Origin of the sequence: Parapedobacter deserti (assembly GCF_042646065.1) — a bacterium.
Lineage (GTDB): Bacteria > Bacteroidota > Bacteroidia > Sphingobacteriales > Sphingobacteriaceae > Parapedobacter > Parapedobacter deserti.
The window spans coordinates 295,266-312,944 of the sequence record NZ_JBHRTA010000038.1; the positions used below are offsets into that span (position 1 = coordinate 295,266).

At 52.4% G+C, this 17,679-nt stretch carries 14 protein-coding genes; all 14 read left to right on the forward strand.

Going from position 1 to position 17,679, the window contains the following annotated elements; all coding sequences use genetic code 11:
• Positions 1-7 precede the first annotated feature (7 nt).
• Complete coding sequence (locus ACFOET_RS13930) at positions 8-1,537, forward strand: RagB/SusD family nutrient uptake outer membrane protein (RefSeq protein WP_379023666.1); 1,530 nt, start codon at positions 8-10, stop codon at positions 1,535-1,537.
• A 21-nt stretch (positions 1,538-1,558) separates the two neighbouring features.
• A complete protein-coding gene (locus ACFOET_RS13935; RefSeq protein ID WP_379023668.1) occupies positions 1,559-2,191 on the forward strand; it encodes a fasciclin domain-containing protein in 633 nt (210 codons plus the stop codon).
• Positions 2,192-2,215: 24 nt separating this feature from the next.
• Positions 2,216-3,040, forward strand: coding sequence for a hypothetical protein (locus ACFOET_RS13940; protein ID WP_379023670.1), 825 nt, complete (start codon positions 2,216-2,218; stop codon positions 3,038-3,040).
• A 5-nt stretch (positions 3,041-3,045) separates the two neighbouring features.
• Complete coding sequence (locus ACFOET_RS13945) at positions 3,046-4,686, forward strand: LamG-like jellyroll fold domain-containing protein (RefSeq protein ID WP_379023672.1); 1,641 nt, start codon at positions 3,046-3,048, stop codon at positions 4,684-4,686.
• 10 nt (positions 4,687-4,696) lie between these two features.
• Complete coding sequence (locus tag ACFOET_RS13950) at positions 4,697-5,179, forward strand: hypothetical protein (RefSeq protein WP_379023674.1); 483 nt, start codon at positions 4,697-4,699, stop codon at positions 5,177-5,179.
• A 9-nt stretch (positions 5,180-5,188) separates the two neighbouring features.
• Positions 5,189-6,733, forward strand: a complete 1,545-nt coding sequence (locus ACFOET_RS13955; protein ID WP_379023676.1) for an Ig-like domain-containing protein — start codon at positions 5,189-5,191, stop codon at positions 6,731-6,733.
• A 42-nt stretch (positions 6,734-6,775) separates the two neighbouring features.
• Positions 6,776-7,960, forward strand: coding sequence for a metallophosphoesterase (locus tag ACFOET_RS13960; RefSeq protein ID WP_379023678.1), 1,185 nt, complete (start codon positions 6,776-6,778; stop codon positions 7,958-7,960).
• Positions 7,961-8,060: 100 nt separating this feature from the next.
• Positions 8,061-9,431, forward strand: coding sequence for an aspartate aminotransferase family protein (locus ACFOET_RS13965; protein WP_379023680.1), 1,371 nt, complete (start codon positions 8,061-8,063; stop codon positions 9,429-9,431).
• Between the two features lie 20 nt (positions 9,432-9,451).
• Positions 9,452-10,135 carry an HAD-IA family hydrolase gene (locus ACFOET_RS13970; protein ID WP_379023682.1) on the forward strand — a complete coding sequence of 228 codons (684 nt, stop codon included), beginning with the start codon at positions 9,452-9,454 and terminating at the stop codon, positions 10,133-10,135.
• A gap of 1 nt (position 10,136) precedes the next feature.
• Positions 10,137-11,486, forward strand: a complete 1,350-nt coding sequence (locus ACFOET_RS13975; protein WP_379023684.1) for a DUF5690 family protein — start codon at positions 10,137-10,139, stop codon at positions 11,484-11,486.
• On the forward strand, positions 11,467-12,600 hold the full coding sequence (locus ACFOET_RS13980) for a TIGR03364 family FAD-dependent oxidoreductase (RefSeq protein WP_379023686.1): 1,134 nt from the start codon (positions 11,467-11,469) through the stop codon (positions 12,598-12,600). Before ACFOET_RS13975 ends, ACFOET_RS13980 begins: the two co-directional genes overlap by 20 nt.
• 142 nt (positions 12,601-12,742) lie before the next feature.
• The gene (locus ACFOET_RS13985) at positions 12,743-13,339 is read left to right on the forward strand and encodes an RNA polymerase sigma factor (RefSeq protein ID WP_379023688.1); all 597 of its coding nucleotides are present in this window, start codon (positions 12,743-12,745) and stop codon (positions 13,337-13,339) included.
• A 117-nt stretch (positions 13,340-13,456) separates the two neighbouring features.
• Complete coding sequence (locus tag ACFOET_RS13990) at positions 13,457-14,524, forward strand: FecR family protein (protein ID WP_379023690.1); 1,068 nt, start codon at positions 13,457-13,459, stop codon at positions 14,522-14,524.
• A gap of 35 nt (positions 14,525-14,559) precedes the next feature.
• On the forward strand, positions 14,560-17,673 hold the full coding sequence (locus ACFOET_RS13995) for a SusC/RagA family TonB-linked outer membrane protein (RefSeq protein ID WP_379023692.1): 3,114 nt from the start codon (positions 14,560-14,562) through the stop codon (positions 17,671-17,673).
• Positions 17,674-17,679: the final 6 nt, after the last annotated feature.

Consider the following 17,679-nt stretch of genomic DNA (forward strand, 5'->3'; position numbering starts at 1 on the left):
TATTCATATGAAGCACATCGCAATCATTACAGGTGTAGTCATCCTGCTCCTTGGCGCTCAAGGTTGCAAGAACTGGCTGGATGAACTGCCCATCAACACGGTGACCGAAGACCTGGCTTGGCAGACCGGCAGTGATGCAGAGGGGGCCCTGGCGGCGGCCTTTTCGATATTCCGAAGGGCACTGTCGGGATTGACCAAAGACGACACGCCATCCACCACGCGGAACGGATCATGGGGCGACTACTACTTCTGGGGCGATTCGCGGTCGGGCGACTGGATTACGCCGAACAACGACGGCGACTGGCAGGCTGGCTTTGAAAACCGCTTGATACAGCGCACGCAGCTCGAACCGATGACCAACTGGCGCCTCTATTACCGCACCATCGAGCAGTGCAATCTTATCTTGGAAAATGTACCGGATATCACCACCAACTTCGCCGAAGATCGGAAAGCCGAATTGCTGGCCGAGGCTCGTTTCCTGCGCGCCATGGCCCATTTCTATGCCGCCCGCATCTGGGGCGACATCCCCATCAACCTTACCGCCCGTAATGTGGCACCGTTGGGCCGAGAACCACTTGCTGACGTGATGCGCATGGTGGTCGAAGAGGCGGATGCTGTTATCCCTGTGCTTCCCTGGATGTATCCCTACCCCACACGGAAAGCATCGACCTCACGGGGCACCAAGGGAGCTGCTTTGGCCATGAAGGCCCACGCCTTGATGTGGCTGACCGACTATCAGGGTGCGTCCGACGCGCTGCAACGCATCATCAGTGACGGCCCCTTTGCATTGGCGCCCATTAGCGGATTCAGAGACCTGTTCGACCGTGGCGAAACCGACGAGATGATTTTCCAGATGTACTACAACAAAGGGTTGGGCGAGTTTTCGGATTACTACGGGCACATCCTAACGTATTACCTCACCAACCCATACACCGATCGCGGTAACCTATCACTGGCCGTCCCGCGGTCGCGCATTCTGGAAATTTTCCACCACTACGCCCAAGATGGCTCGGACCGGCGCGTATCCGAATTTTTCGAGAGCATTGATTTCTCGGTCAGCAACAGCGAAATACGGCCTGTTTTCACCGATCCCTTACAAAACGGCGAACGGGAAATCATGTTTGCCAAATTCCGGAAACCCAAAGATCGGTCGTATCAGCAGATGGATGGTCCGGTTCCGATCTTCCGGTATGCGGACGTGTTGTTGCTGAAGGCAGAGGCCGATGCACGTCTCAACCGTATCGACGAAGCATTGACCAACCTCAACTTAGTGCGTGAAAGGGCCGGCATCCCGCGGTATACCCGCAACGAGCAGCTTCCGCTCATCGAGGAAATCCTGGATGAGCGGAACCGTGAACTCATCGGCGAATTTCACCGCGTGTACGACCTGGTGCGGCTGGGCAGGCTGCATGAATTCAATCCTTTCATCAGTGAGCGGGATGAACGCGAGGGAGCCGGGTTTTTTCCGGTCAGCGACGAGGCGTTTGCCAATAACCCCAACATGACTCAGACGTATTACTGGCAGTTTAACCAATAATCGTACAAACAAGCAGTAGATATGAAGAAATTGATGGTTATCACGTGTGTTGCAGCCCTGTTCGCTTGGGGATGCGACGACAACTATTTTACCGACGGGGGCGTGCTGGATGAGCGTCCCGGTGTCTTAGGCGTTTCTACCATGGACTACCTGGAAAGCCGCCGGGAACTATTTGATACCTTGGCTACGCTGATTAGGCTGTGCGGGCTGGAAGAAGCGGTCAATCGACCGGGCAGCACGTTTCTGGCACCACAGGATTATGCCATACACAACTTTTTCGAGTTGGCGTTTCCCAATCCGGACGAACGGCCAGCGACCCTCGCTGAGCTCCCGGAGGAGCTACTGGCGGAGATCGCCGAGATCATCAAAAACTACATTATTCCAAACGAGGCGATTGTCCGCACCGGGCTGTCTACGGCGTATAGCCATACGGAGACCCTCGGCGGCAAAAAAGCCCGTTTCAACCTCGTACGCGGCGACTACCTGGGTAATGTAAATATGGGTGCTTCTGTCATCGTCTTCTCATTGGATGTCAGCGGTGGCATCGGAAGGGAGCGGTACCAGTCGGTACATGTAGTGACCTCAGACCTGCAATCGACCAACGGAATCATTCAGATACTGCGATCAGACACGCACATCTTTGGGTTTAACTAGTAAAACATGAAAGGTTACAACACAATGAAACGATTAGCTACTGCAATGGTGATTGCAGGCTGCGCGGCGCTTTTTGCCGGTTGCGTGGATATCCCGAAGGAAGGAAGTATTGCCCCTGACATCGGCTATCGGAACCGGAAACAATATGCAATGTCCGGCCTGGAGCAATATATCGGGGATTTTTTAGCATCTACTTCTTCTTTGCCGCTGCATTTCGAAATCATGAACATCCGCGAAACCAACGGTCAGGATGTATCTGCCTTAAGCAAGCAGATACCCGTAGTCCGCTATACAAAAGCGATCACGGGAGGCGAAAGCGAAGAAGAACTGCGGCTCAAGACCGATACCATAGCGCTGCCAGCCGTGACCATCAACCAGCATACGGGTGTGATCGAGGTGCTGGAGGGCAACCACATCCCCGCCGGGGAATACCGTTTTGATATCAAGGTGTCCAATTCGTCCGGCAGCAGGGTATTACAGGATGCGCTTATCATCGAATTTATGGAGTATGAAGTCATCAGTTGGTCCGCGGGCATGGCGCGGCGGCCCGAGATCGAGCGGGTGGCCGATGCGCCCAATCAGATCCGGTTTGTTGGCTACCTGAACGGTGAAGCGCTTCCGGGCGATCGGATTGACTTTACCAGGAGCCGTTCGGTCGGATTCAGGGGAACGTTTGTGGATGATACGGACGATGGGGAAATCTGGGACGTCGATTTTCCGGTCATGGAATCCAACACGTATTGCAGCTGGAAGATCCTGGGACAGACCGGAGAGGTTAGTTACATGAGCGAGAACTTCAATTTCGTTTTAGGGCTTCCAGGTAGTTACGTCATACGGCTATATAAATGAAGGATATGAAAAAGAAACACGCTTTTAAGTATTTCAAACGGGCGCTGGCCGTTCTGTTGTTGATCGGCCACAGCGCGATGGCACAGACCAATAAAACCAAAAAAATCTTGGTCATCGGTGTAGATGGCGTCATCCATACCGCATTTGGTTATGCAACGACACCGGGTATCGACCAGTTGGTTAATAACGCCTCATACAGCATGAACGGCTACGGCGGTGTGCCGGCCTACGCCAGCACTGGCTGGGCTACCCTGCTCACCGGCGTATCCGCAGAGAAACACGGGGTGACGCTGAAGAACTCATTTTCCAGCCACGCTTTTGATCGGTATCCCTCAGTGGTGAGCCGCATCAAATCGGCCAGTCCAGGTACGGTCATTACCTCAGTGGTGCGTAATGCCGCGCTAAACGCCATGCTGAACCATGAAGCCGACCACCTATTCCACTATTCATCGGATGAAGCGGTATACACTCAATCGTCCGAACTGTTGAAGCAAGCGGATATAGGAGTGGCATTTATCCAGTTCAGCAGTCCGGCCGAAGTTGGCGAATCGGTGGGTTACCAGTTGCGCGAAGCCCGGTATGTACAGGCCATTCAGCAGGTCGACCAGTATGTGGCCGGTTTGCAGGCAGCCATACAAGCAAGAGAAACCTATGCCAATGAAGATTGGGCCATCTTACTGGTATCTACCCATGGCGGCACCGAGTCTGGCATACACCTGAACAGCAGTGAAGAAGAAATCAACGTGCCCCTGATCTTTTCGGGCAGCGGCATTGATAACCGGGAGCTGATCGCGACCTCGATGGCTGCCCGCGAAAACACCGACAATACCCTGACGTTTCGCAAAGCCGCGTCGGGCGACCGGACTTATGTACGTATTCCAATCAACGGCACGGCGTTGCAAGGCATGGATAGGTTTACCATGGAGCTGTGGGTCAAGGCCGGGGTCAACTCCAGCGATCCATCGATCATGGGCGACAAGAATTGGGATTCGGGCGGCAATCCGGGATTTACCATCTGCCGGGCCGGCTCTTCCTGGAAAATTAACTTTGCGAACCACAAGCGGGAACGGTATGACATCGGCTCTTCCCGGTCGATCGAAGATGGCAACTGGCACCATTTGGCCGTCACCTTCGATAAAACCCGGGAGTGCGTGGTGTATCAGGACGGGGAAATCATGGAGCGGTCAGCACTGACCTACAAGCCGGAAGACGACATGACCTCGCCGTATCCCTACATTTGCCTGGCTCAGGAGGGGACGGAGCGATACGGCGGTGGGGCACCCAATTGGGCCGGGTCGGTCAACGAGGTGCGGATATGGACGGATGTGCTGGATCAGCAGACCCTTAAAAACTACATGCACCTGCGCCATGTCGAAACCAGCAGCCATCCGCACCTCGCATCCCTGAATCTCTACCTCAAGCTGGATGAAGTGAGGGGTAACCAGGTACGAGATTTTAGCGGCAGGGGTAACCATGGCGAACTGGTAGGGCCGGCCAGCGAGCGTAACCCCTACTATCCCATCGGTCTTACCGATGTAGCGGTAAATGTATTGAGCCATTTGGGCCTGCCGGTCAATGGCAGTTGGGGGTTGGAAGGAAATCCTATGCGTTCTAATGTACCTTACCGGCTGTTTAAAGTAAATTAATGCAACAAACATGAGAATGAACTTGAATTTGAAAGCAGGTATCATGGTGCTCCTCGCCGGAGTGATCGGCTGCGGAATGAGCGCCTGTAAGAAGGATGCGATTAGGCAGCATGGATTGGATGCTGAGCAGTTGGTGGCCGGGCGATTGGATGGTACATGGGCAAACCCGTCCAGCATTATAACACCAGATGACGTGCCGGCTGAGGTGTTCGGCGCCATGCGTTTAGTGTTTACGACCGATGATGCGGGATATCCGGCGCAGTTCATTGCGAAGGATTGTCCCATTGTGTTTAGCGCCACCGCAGGAACATGGGGGGTGTCTGGCAATGAAAATGAGGCGAAAGTGACACTAACCGGGGTTGAGCCGGTCAACGAGTTTACCGCGCGTCTATCAACGACTACTCTCACCCTCTCTTTTTTCATGGGATGGGAAAATACAGATACCGGCGATATGGGCAAGGGGAATTTCAGCGTCACGCTGACCCGTCAATAGCGCCTAAAAATGAAACTTACTATACGTTTTGATATGAAAATCTTCACTTATACACCTCTTCTCTGGTTATGTACTGGGCTTATCGTGGCTGTGACCTGCCTGCAATCCTGCAAAGAAGAATATGACCACACCGTTGATGTAGCCAACCCGACGGTGGTTAGCTATAACCCCGTTCCGGGCGTAGAAGGCGTGGCCGTGAGCAGCAGCTTGGTGCTCACGTTTGACGAGCACGTCAAAAAAGGAAGCGGAAACATCATCCTCTCTAGCACTTCGGATACGCAGACCATTGACGTCACGTCCGCAGCGGTCGTCGTCGGGTCGGATGCGCGTGTCGTCAGTATTAGTCCCGCGGAACTACAAGCCGACGAGGAATACACCGTGGTGTTGGAACGGGGAACGTTTACCGACTTAGTGGGCAACGAGTATATGGGGACAATCGGCGACACACCGTGGACATTTGTCACCGCCGGTGACATCGGTCCGTTGGTCATATCTCGTGTGCCCCAAAATGCCGGCACTGATGGGTCTCTTTTCAAACTGGAACTAAATTTCATAGACAACGTAAGCAAAGGCGAGGGCAACATCGCTGTTTACGCTGCCGATAACAATACCAAGATAGCAGAGCTGCCCGTGAGCAGTTCGGCCATTACTGTGACCAACAGCCGGGTGTCGATTACCTTGGGCAGTCCGCTGGCTTTTGCCACCGCGTATTATGTAACCATAGACAACGGCGCCTTTATCGACGGCAACGGAAAGAAGTTTAATGGATTTACCGGAAATACCGACTGGCACTTTACCACGACCAGCGGCAGCGGCGGCGACCTGGTGGTGCACCTGCCGCTTGACGACGATCTGACGGATGCCAGCGGTAACAAATTCGACGCGGAGTTAGGCAGTACCGCTACGGCAATGGTCGCGTTTGTCACAGACCCGATTCGGGGTAGGGTAGCAAATTTCGTGGCGGGTTCATATGCCGTATTACCCAAGCATGATTTGCTGCGACCTTCGTCCACACAAGATTTTAGCTTCAGTCTCTGGGTAAAGCTGCCCGGTATCGGATCCGATCCTGCACTCTTTTCTAATTCCGACTGGGGTAGCGGGGGCAATCCGGGTTTTGTGCTGTGCACGGACGGCGCACTTACGTATGCAGGCCCCGGCACAGACGGCAGGGGATGGATTGTGAAACTCGCCGGTGGTGGCAATCGGATGGACTGGCGTGCCGGACAGATGACTCCCCAAGCCCCTGCTTTGGCCGACAACCAATGGCACCTGGTGACGGTAGTCGTCAATCGAACCACCAAGCGTCTGCACGTATACATAGATGGCAACGAATACACACAGGAGGAAAACCCGGCCAGCTACGACCTGAATATGTTAGCCGGAGCGTTGTGGGATGAAACCAATGACTACCCCTTTACCATATGGGAAGACGGTACCGGGTCTTACAACGCAGGAAGCAACACGCGTAAGGAGCTGGCTGGATGGGTAGATGATGTTCGGATTTACAGCAAAGCGTTGTCTGCGGCGGAAGTATCCGCCTTGTACAACCATTGAGATACCTGCTACTTAATTTTATAACAAACATAATTATCCGTCATGAAAAAATACCTTGTCCCGTTCATTTGCCTGCTTATCATAGGCCAGCAACCGAGCTTCGCGGCCGACCGGCCCAGTTTTGTTGTACTGCCTTACCTTCAATGGGCTACACAAACCAGCATTGAAATCAAATGGGAGACCGAACAACCCACCACAGGCTGGGTGCAATATGGCCCGGCCGAATTCGGTGCGAAAGCCCCCAACCTGTCGCTCACCAGCGCGATCAGCGCTGACACGACGTTCCATACCGTACGCCTCACCGGCCTGGCGATACAGACGGAGCACTTCTACCGTACGGTGAGCGTGAGCCAAAGCGGCGACACGCTGTACAGCAACGTCTATCCATTCAAGACGGCCGTCAAAGACGATAGCCCCATCGGGTTCATCGTGTTTTCTGACTCACAGGGACGGCCCAACCCGAATGTCTGGGGACAGATCGCCACGCTTGCTGAAGCAGAGCGCCCGGATTTTGCCATCCATGCAGGCGACCAGGTGGACAATGGACACCGGCTCAGCGATTGGATTGGCCAGTTCCTGCCGCAAGGGCAACCCTTCATGAGCAAGTACAACGTGTATGCCACCATTGGCAACCACGAGGGCGACGCCCCTTACTTTCATAAGTACCTTGGTCACCCAGAAGGCAGGGACAAAAGGGCCTATACGGTCACCTATGGAAATGCACAAATCATCCTGTTCGACTCCAACCAAGACCTGTCCGAAGGCAGCAAACATTACAAAGAACTGGAGGCCGAATTAGCCAAATCGACCGCCCGTTGGAAGATCGTGGCCCATCACCACTGCATTTATTCTTCAGACAATGATGACCACGGCAATACCCATGTGGCCAAGTCTACCCTGGGCATCCCACGTCTGGCCCATCTGCCAGCACTGTACGAAAAGTATGATGTAGACCTTGTCTTCTACGGGCATGTACATGCGTATGAGCGCACGTGGCCGCTCCGTAACAATGCGGTAGACACACAAAACGGCATCGTCTACGTCCAGACCGGCGGCAATGGCGGCGGACTCGAAACGCCTGCGCTAATGCGTTCGTGGTTTACCAACAAAATCAAGTATGGCCACCATTTCAGCTATGTACGCATTGCCCAAGGGCAATTGCAGTGCCAGGCCATCGACCTGAACGGAGCGGTGTTTGATCAGTTCGAATTGAAGAAGGATTATTAACGGATCGGAATTCAGGTGTTCATCATTTCTTAATATAGAATTGTGCGCTTTTTAACTAAACAATGTTTAGTTTTGCTAAACATTAGCTTAAAACAGCCGTATGGGCCACAGGAATGAACATCTACAGACAGAGGGGGACATCAATATCAGCCAGCAGCGGCAGCAATGGTACGATGCCATACACGATGAAGCAACGCAGAAAGCGTTGGCACGGGATGCAGATCACTTTCTTCACCAGGCGCTGTCCACTCCGTGTCTGGACGTGCTGGCATCCAGCTCCGGAGTTAGGTTGACGAGTTTAGCCGGCAAGTCGTATTACGATTTCCATGGCAACAATGTTCACCAACTGGGATATCACAACGAGTATATCCTCAATCGGGTAAAACGGCAGTTGGATGTACTGGCGTTCTCCCCGCGGCGGTTTACCAACCTGCCGGCCATTGCGCTTGCCGAGCGGATTGCCACGCTGACGGACCAGACCTTGCCCCGTGTGCTTTTTGCGCCCGGGGGTACCTCTGCCATCAGCATGGCGCTGAAGCTGGCCCGGCTGGTCACGGGTAAGTATAAAACGATAGCGATGTATGATTCGTTCCACGGTGCATCGATGGACAGCATTTCGCTGGGAGGTGAGTATGTCTTTCAGCAGGGCCTTGGCCCCTTGATGGCGGGGAGTGTCCATGTGCCGCCAATAAACACCTATCGGGGCATGTGGTTCGACCACGACAATGAGCCAGGCGATCTGGCATATGCCGACTATCTCGAGTATGTCATTGAGAAGGAAGGCGATGTCGGCGTACTGGTAGCTGAAACGGTCCGCAGCACGACCGTGCACGTGCCCTCTGTACCATATTGGCGGCGTGTCCGGGAACTATGCGATCGGCATGGGGTACTGTTGGTTCTGGACGAAATCCCCATCGGTATGGGACGCACGGGCAGCGTGTTTGCCTACCAGCAATATGGCATCATACCGGATATATTGGTTTTAGGCAAAGGATTGGGGGCCGGTATCATACCCATGGCCGCCATCGCCTGCAGAGCCGAGCTCAATGTGGCCGCTCGAGGATCCCTCGGACACTTTACGCACGAAAAAAATCCGCTTGGGTCGGAAGCAGCATTGGCGGCTTTCGATTACATGGAGGAGCAGGATGTATTGGCCCACGTGGCCACGCTAAGCAAGTTGCTCAAAAGCCGGTTGCACGCTATGCAAGCAAGGTTCGATGTCATTGGCGATGTGCGGGGTGTCGGACTGCTTTGGGGAGTGGAGCTCGTGACGGATAGGCAGACCAAGGCAAAAGCAAGCGAGTTGGCCGAAAATGTACTCTACCGTTGTTTGGAACTAGGGTTAAGCCTCAAGGTGTCTGACGGGAATGTACTATCGCTCTATCCACCGCTAGTTATCACCGAAGATGAACTAAACGAAGCGCTGGATATTTTGGAAACAGCGCTGAATAATGAACTTAAAGAAAATTAATAAATAACAACTACAGCTAAATGGATATCGCATTAATTGTTTTTGACATCGCAGGAACCACAGTAAAAGACGACAACAAGGTAGGCGAAGCCTTTCAGGCAACGCTACAGCATTTCGGATACGACATTCCGCTTGAGCAGATCAATCCTTATATGGGCTATGAAAAACATGAGGCCATCAAAGAAATATTGAAAACGAAAAATAGCGATGCGGCAATTGATGATGCACAAATTTCGGCAATCCACCGGTTTTTTGTAGGACGGATGATCCGCTATTACGAAACAACCGATGAAATAGCGGCTTTGCCTGACGTTGAGGACACCTTTGCCATGCTTCATGAAAAGGGCGTAAAAGTAGCGATTAATACGGGCTTCTCGCGCAACATAGCGAATGTCATCGTTGACAAGCTGGGGTGGCATAAACGTGAGCTCATTGACGATGTCATCGCATCCGATGAGGTGCCAAGAGGCAGGCCCTATCCTGACATGATTCATCAATTGATGCAAAGAGCCGGCATCGCAGATCCGCTGAGCGTGGCCAAGGTAGGTGATACCGAGGTAGATATTAATGAGGGCAAAAATGCCGGGTGCAGGTACGTGATCGGTGTTACAACCGGCGCGTATACCCGGGAGGCTCTTGAGCCCTATACCCCTACTCACATCGTCGATAACGTCAGCGAAGTACTGAATATTATTTACTCCTGACATGACTTCCCTCATCGTCATGCTGCGCCGGAAACTGCAACAGCTACCGCTGGTGCAAATAACCCTGATCACCGCATTTGCTGCATTCGGATGTTATACGAGCATGTATGCCTTCCGTAAGGCGTTTACGGCAGGCACCTTCGAAGGTCAGCCTCTATTCCTGGGGGTTGATTATAAAGTGTGGTTGGTCATTGCGCAGGTATTCGGTTACATGCTCAGCAAATTTTACGGCATCAAATTTATCGCGGAACTGGGGCACCGGCGCAGGGGTCAGAAAATACTACTGCTCATCGGCGTGGCCTGGTTCGCGCTACTCGGATTTGCGCTCGTGCCACCGCCATACAACGTAATATTTTTGTTTGTCAACGGATTGCCTCTCGGTATGATTTGGGGGCTGGTGTTTTCATACCTTGAAGGGCGCCGCACTACTGAGTTTCTCGGGGCTGTTATGAGCGTGAGTCTCGTCTTTGCTTCCGGATTGGTCAAGACCACCGGGCGCACGTTGATGGATACGTTCACCGTGAGCGAATACTGGATGCCCTTCTGCACCGGCCTGCTGTTCGTCATCCCGCTGCTCTGCTGCACCGCAATGCTCGAAGCTGTGCCGCTTCCGGATGCCCGCGACGAAGCGGCGCGAACCGTGAGGGAGCCTATGGGCGCACATGAGCGGAAACGATTCTTTTTGACTTACCTACCCGGGCTGGCGCTGGCGATCTTCGCGTATCTACTGTTTACTATCCTGCGCGACATGCGCGATGCGTTTGAGGTTGAAATATGGGCAGATGTCGGGGTTACTGGCAAACATATCTATGTGCAGACCGACTCCGCCATTGCCCTCGCGGTGCTGATGATGATGGGACTGCTTATGTTTGTCCGGAACAACCTGTACGCGTTTACGCTCATTCACCTGATGATGATAGCGGGCTGTGTACTCATCGGCGCTTCGACCTGGTTATTTCAGTTGGGACGTTTAGGTAGCGTTGCCTGGATGAGTCTTGCGGGTCTCGGATTATACATGGTCTACATTCCCTACAACGCCATTTTTTTCGAACGGCTGCTCGCCAGTTTCCGGCACAAGGGTAACGTCGGGTTCATCATGTATGTGGCCGATGCGGTAGGCTACCTCGGCAGCGTAGCGGTGCTGGTTGTACATGAATGGGGATTCGTACATTTAAGTTGGGGCAGTTTCTTCCAACAGGCCGTATTCCTGTCATCTGTCCTGGGCGCAGGTTGCATCGGCATTTCATTGCTGTACTTCCGGCGTAAACATGCCGGTCGCGAGACTGCCCTACAGCGAACGTCATTGGACGGAACCATTAACTACTCGGAATATGAATATCAAAAGCCATAAAACAGCCATTGTCATCGGAGCCGGTATCGTCGGACTGGCCACAGCGAGGGTACTGACCCGGAAGGGCTATTCGGTGACCATGTACGAGCGGCATCCGAAGGCAACAGGCGCCTCCGTTCGAAACTTCGGAATGGTGTGGCCCGTTGGCCAACCGGAAGGTGTCAGCTACGAGTGTGCCGTTCGCTCGCGTGACGTATGGAAAGCGATCGGTACCGCCGCAAAAATGTGGCATGAACAGGTGGGCTCTCTGCATGTAGCCTATCACCCGCTGGAACTGGCGGTACTCGAACAGTATGCGGCACAATATGGGCACACGCGCGACTGCGCGATGCTTACACCCGACCAAGTGCTGTCAAAGTCGCCTGCTGTCAATCCCACAGGTTTGCTTGGCGGGCTTTGGAGTGCGGATGAAGTGATTGTAGATCCGCGTGAAGCCAGTGCTAAGGTGGCTGGCTACCTCGAAGAACAGCATGGCGTCTCGTTCAGATGGAACACTAACATCAGCCGCATCAACGGTACAACCGTATTTACCGGCGATGGTACGGCTCACGAGGCTGACCTTGTGGCCGTATGCAGCGGTGCTGATTTCGAAACGTTATATCCCGAGCTTTATGCGGCTTCCCCCATCACCAAATGCAAGCTGCAGATGATGCGCCTCGTTGCCCAGCCCGACGGCTGGCGTATTGGTCCCGCCCTCTGCGGTGGGCTCTCGCTGCTGCATTACGGCTCCTTCCTGACGACCCCGGCCAGCGCAGCGCTTCGCCAATGGGTTGAACAGGAAATGCCAGAATACCTGCATTGGGGTATTCATGTGATGGCATCCCAGCACGGCAGCGGCGAGCTGACCATTGGCGACTCCCATGAGTACGGGCTGGCACCCGATCCATTTGACAGGCAGTTCATCAATGACATGGTGACGGGCTATCTGAAAACGTTTACCCGTTTTAAGGATTATCGGCTCGCGCAGTCTTGGAACGGCGTGTATGCCAAGATGACCGATGGCAACAATTACCTGTTGGCTCAGCCCGAAGAAGGGGTGTTCGTGCTGAACGCGCTGGGCGGAGCCGGGATGACGCTGTCCTTCGGACTGGCAGAGCATGTTTTTGAGCAATAAGTTGCAAAATTCAGAAAACCGATCCCTTGGGGGGCGGGCAGGTACAGATATAACAATTTGATAATGTCAGTGACTGCACGTGACTAGTTTTTTTGAATAATTTTGATGCCGAAAAAGTACCTAAGGCATAAAAAGGGTGAAAATGAAAAGCACGCTCACCGAATTGGAAGAAGTGGCCGAGATGGCCAATGGCAATATCAGTGCCTTCAACCGACTGTATGAGCGGTATCACCGACGTGTCTACGCCAATATCCTGAAAATGGTTAAGGCCCCTGAGTATGCCGAAGAAATTCTTCAGGATGTTTTTGTTTCACTCTGGCAAAACCGATTCAACATACGTACCGGTGAATCCATAGGAGGATGGCTATTTGTCGTCAGCTTCAATAAGTCGCTTACCTTCTTAAAGCGCCACCTAAAAGATTCCATTAAATTCGTGGCGGCCTATCCTTTTGAAGTTGCTGAGCAGGACGATACGGTGGAAGAAGAAGCCTATCGCTTGCAGCTCGCTATTTTGGAGGAAGCCATCGACGAATTACCGAAGCGAAAACGGGAAGTCTTCAGGCTTTGCCGGTATGAAGGCAAATCCAAGGAAGCCGTAGCCGAGCAACTGGGCATTTCACCCAAATCTGTTAAGGACTACCTCAAGCAATCCAATAAAGCCATTAAGGCTTATGTTTCCATGCGCTACCCCTATGCCGGCGAGACGACCTTGCTGTTGACATGGTTGGGTATGTGGTGATACGGGCGCTGCATAGCCGTCATCCCCCTTCCTCTATATTTATTTGCAATTAATTGATGATTTCTTAATACGGCAAGCATCCCCTTTGGGCGGTCCGCAGTGTATTTATTGGTGTATATGGACAGTATTCGCAAAGCTATCGCAGCCTTTTGGAATGGAACGGCTACAAAAAACGAACAACAGCAGCTGTTGTCTGATTTGACAACCCACCAAAAGGAATGGCGATCAGCATTAGCTGAGGAGTTTGACGATGCGGCAAATCATGCGGATGCTCCATTAGGCGAACAGAAATCTGCGGAATTGCTGCAACATATCCATACCCGGCTTGACGTGCGCCGGGAACCTGTACACATTCAGTGGTGGAAAACCAAGTGGGCAGTGGCAGCGACGGCTATCTTGTCGTGTGCCGTCTCCTGGTACTTGTTGAATGTTACCGGGCAGGTGAAGGAAAGTACGCCTGGCTATGCCGAAGCCGTTATGCGCCAGGTAACAAATCCGGGATCGGACACTTTACATTTTAAGATGCCGGATGGTTCCAACATCTCCCTGTCACCAAGCAGCACCGTATCGTATACTGATGACTACGGCCTGACGGCGCGAGCATTGACATTGGAAGGTGAGGCCAAATTCACGGTCGTGCGCGATACGGCACTGCCCTTTGTCGTATCAGCAAACGGCTACACCACAACAGCGCTGGGCACCGCATTTGTCATCGATGCTCGGCAGGCGGGTAAGACGCTGGTGCGGCTTCTTACTGGTAAAGTGGTAGTGCGTTCCACGGAGGCAAGCTTAGTTGCGATGGAAGATGCATTTCTCTTGCCGGGGGATGAAGTCCAAGTTAATGGTTTCGAAGGCGCAGTAGCGGTAAAACGTAAACCCAAAGCAGCGCAAACGTCGAAGAGTCCCATCAAAACGCTGCGGCCCGCAGTCCCTTTGGATACCACCGGAGCGCTGCGGTTTGAGCAGACACCGCTGGTCGCGGTATTTGATCAAGTGGCTGCCCGAATGAAAACCACAATTGTCGTGACGAAAGCCGACCTGAAGGGGCTGTCCTTTACCGGTAGTTTTGAACCTACCGACTCGTTGGAGGTGATGCTGTCCGTTATCTGCCAAATGAACGATTTGGTTCACGAATATGAGGATGGTCAGGCTGTTATTCGAAAAAAGCAGGCCGGAACCCAATAAAAACTAGTATGACACAGATTTTTAATAAATAGAACATGAAACAAAACAGACTAATTTTTAACGTTCGGTGGTGGGTGACGATATTGGCGCTATTCGCCACCATATCGGCCAGCGCGCAAAACGGAGGACAGGTTCGAGGAACGGTTATGGACAATAGCGGTATGCCGCTAAGCGGAGTCACCGTCGCAGCGCTCGGCGCTGACGGTACACAGGCTGCTACCACAGCCACGAACGCCGATGGTATGTTTGTATTACAGGGGCTGCAGACTGGCACCAACTACACCATCCGCTTCAGCTTGATTGGGTATGAAGTGCATGAGATGGCAGATTTTACGGTGAGACCTGGCGACAACAACTCTATCCTGGTGCGAATGGCCGAACAGACATCGGCGTTGGATGAAGTCGTGGTGATTGGCTACGGCGAACGGCAACGGGAAGACTTGACCACCGCTATCGCGTCGCTGCCTAATGTGGCGACCAACGTAGCACGGCCATTGACCAATGTCTCTGATATCCTACAGGGAAACATTGCCGGTGTAACCGTGGTATCCGGGGGAGGCGATCCGTCGTCTTCACCGAGGGTGTTGATACGGGGCATGGGAACGTTAGGGAGCGAACAACCGCTGTACGTCGTTGATGGAGTGCCTTATTATGGCGGCCCCATCAACCCTAACGATATCGAGCGCGTAGACGTCATGAAAGACGCAGCCTCTGCGGCTATCTATGGTGCACAAGCGGCGTCAGGCGTCATCGTAATCACCACCAAGAGCGGGAAAATCGGTAAGCCTAGGTTTGCGGTAGATCTTTACCAGGGTTGGCATCAGGCTAGTAACCTGCCTGCTTCGCTCAATGCGGCGCAATATGCGCAGGCTTATATCGATGCGTCTGCCCATGCGGGCGTTGTCCCGGCAGACGGTCACAACGCCGAACTGAACCCATGGGGGCAGGTAACCCGCACCAACTGGATGGATGAGATCTTTCAGACAGGGTCAATCACCAACCTGAATTTACAGGTTTCCGGAGGCACCGAGCATGCTCGGTATTCATCGTCGTTTGGCTACCACGACAAAGACGGTTTGCTGATCAACACGAATTACAAGCGCTTTGCCTACCGATTGAAGTCCGAATTTGATCTATCCGACCGCATCACAGTAGGCCAGAACTTCTATGTCAATCAGATGCAATCGCGGGGTATTAATACCTCCAGCAGCTATAGCGGAGCTATTATCAACGCCATATATATGAACCCTGCGGCTCCTGTATATGACGAAAATGGGCGGTTCCACGGTACTGTTCCCTTTGATTTAGCGCAATTTTCGGCGGCATATGGCGATACGTACAATCCAGTGGCATTGCTAAAAAGGCCCAATATCTCTAACCCGGCGTTGAATTTAAATGGTAACGTCTTTGGAAAACTGGAAATTATCGATGGACTGACCTTCAAATCCAATTTTGCCATTGATTTGAACCGTTATTCGTACAAACGGTTCGACCCCATCGCTCCTGAAATTGGAAGACCGAGTTCCGAGAATTACTTGAATCAAACCGAATCCCGGACCAACCGGTGGATATGGGATCAACAGTTGAACTATCACAAGCGGTTTGGCAGCCATGGGCTGGATGTGCTTGCTGTCTATTCGGCGCAGAAAACCGCCTACGAATCTTTTAGCGTAGAAGCCCGGGGATTTGAACGTGAGGATGACTGGTACCAGTATATTGGTAATGCGGGCTCAACACCTAACCTACCAGCAAGTGGTGTATACGAAGATGCCCTGACGTCCGCGATTGGCCGGGTCAGTTATGATTTCAATGACCGTTATTTTGTGAGTGCCAGCATCAGGCAAGACCGTACATCGAGACTGGCAAAGGAAAACCAATCCGATGTCTTCCCAGCAGTATCTGGCGCGTGGAAAATATCGTCGGAACCCTTTTTCAATCTTCCAGCGGTGGATCTGCTGAAAGTGCGTGCGTCTTGGGGACAAATCGGCAATATTCAGTCGGTTGGTTACTACGCTTACAACATACCGTTGTCTACAGGCACTGTTACGCCTATCGGAAATTCAGGGCAATTGGTGCGGCATTTTGCATTGACGCAACAGTCCAACCCCAATCTATTGTGGGAAACATCAGAAACATTTGACATCGGCTTGGATATCACCTTGTTCAATCGGTTAAATATCACCGCAGATTATTATACAAAAAAGACCTTAGGTCTGATTCAGACTAACGATGCTGATCCGCACGTCGGGGTCAACCAAGGTCCCACGATGAATGTTGGCGACGTATCCAATCGCGGATTTGAAGTTACTGCTGGTTACGAAGGCCAATTCGGCAATTGGAAGTTGGCGGCTACTGGTAATGTGCAGGTCAATCGCAATGAGCTCCTTAACCTTAACGGTTATTCCAATGATTTTATCCAGCATGGTGATAATGTGCGCAGCGTATTGCTTCCCTATCGTTCCGAGCCGGGTCAGCCGTTATATTCTTATTATTTGATTCAATCGGCAGGTATTTTTAATTCTGAAGAAGAGATACAGAATCATCGGCAAGGCGATCGGCTGATACAACCTAACGCCCGCCCAGGCGATTTAAGGTTTGTGGATCAAAATGGTGATGGCCAAATCAATGATGAAGATCGCGTGTTTATGGGCAGCGCCATTCCAGACTTTACCTACGGCTTTTCGTTGCAGCTCGAATATAAAAATTTCGATCTCAGTATGTTGACCTATGGCGTTGCGGGGGTTAAGCTGTTCAACGGTTACAAATACACCGCATACAACGCCGGGCTGCAAGGGTATAACCTAGACAGCCGCGTATTGAATGCCTGGCGCCCGGACAATACTGGTTCAACCATTCCGGTGCTTTCCCGTCAAGATCCGAATGCCAACTTCGGCACGGCCTCAGACTGGTATCTGGAAAGCGGTGATTACTTCCGGATAAAAAATATCGCATTGGGCTATACCTTGCCCGGCCGGCTGTTGTCAAGAATAGGTTCCCAGCTAAGGTCGCGGATCTATGTATCTGCCGAAAATCCATGGACCATCACTTCCTATTCCGGAATTGACCCCGAAGTGGGTTCCACGGGTTTGGATGTGGGTAATTACCCCTTGCCAAAAACGTATACGATAGGTTTAAGTGTAAATTTCTAAAAGTGT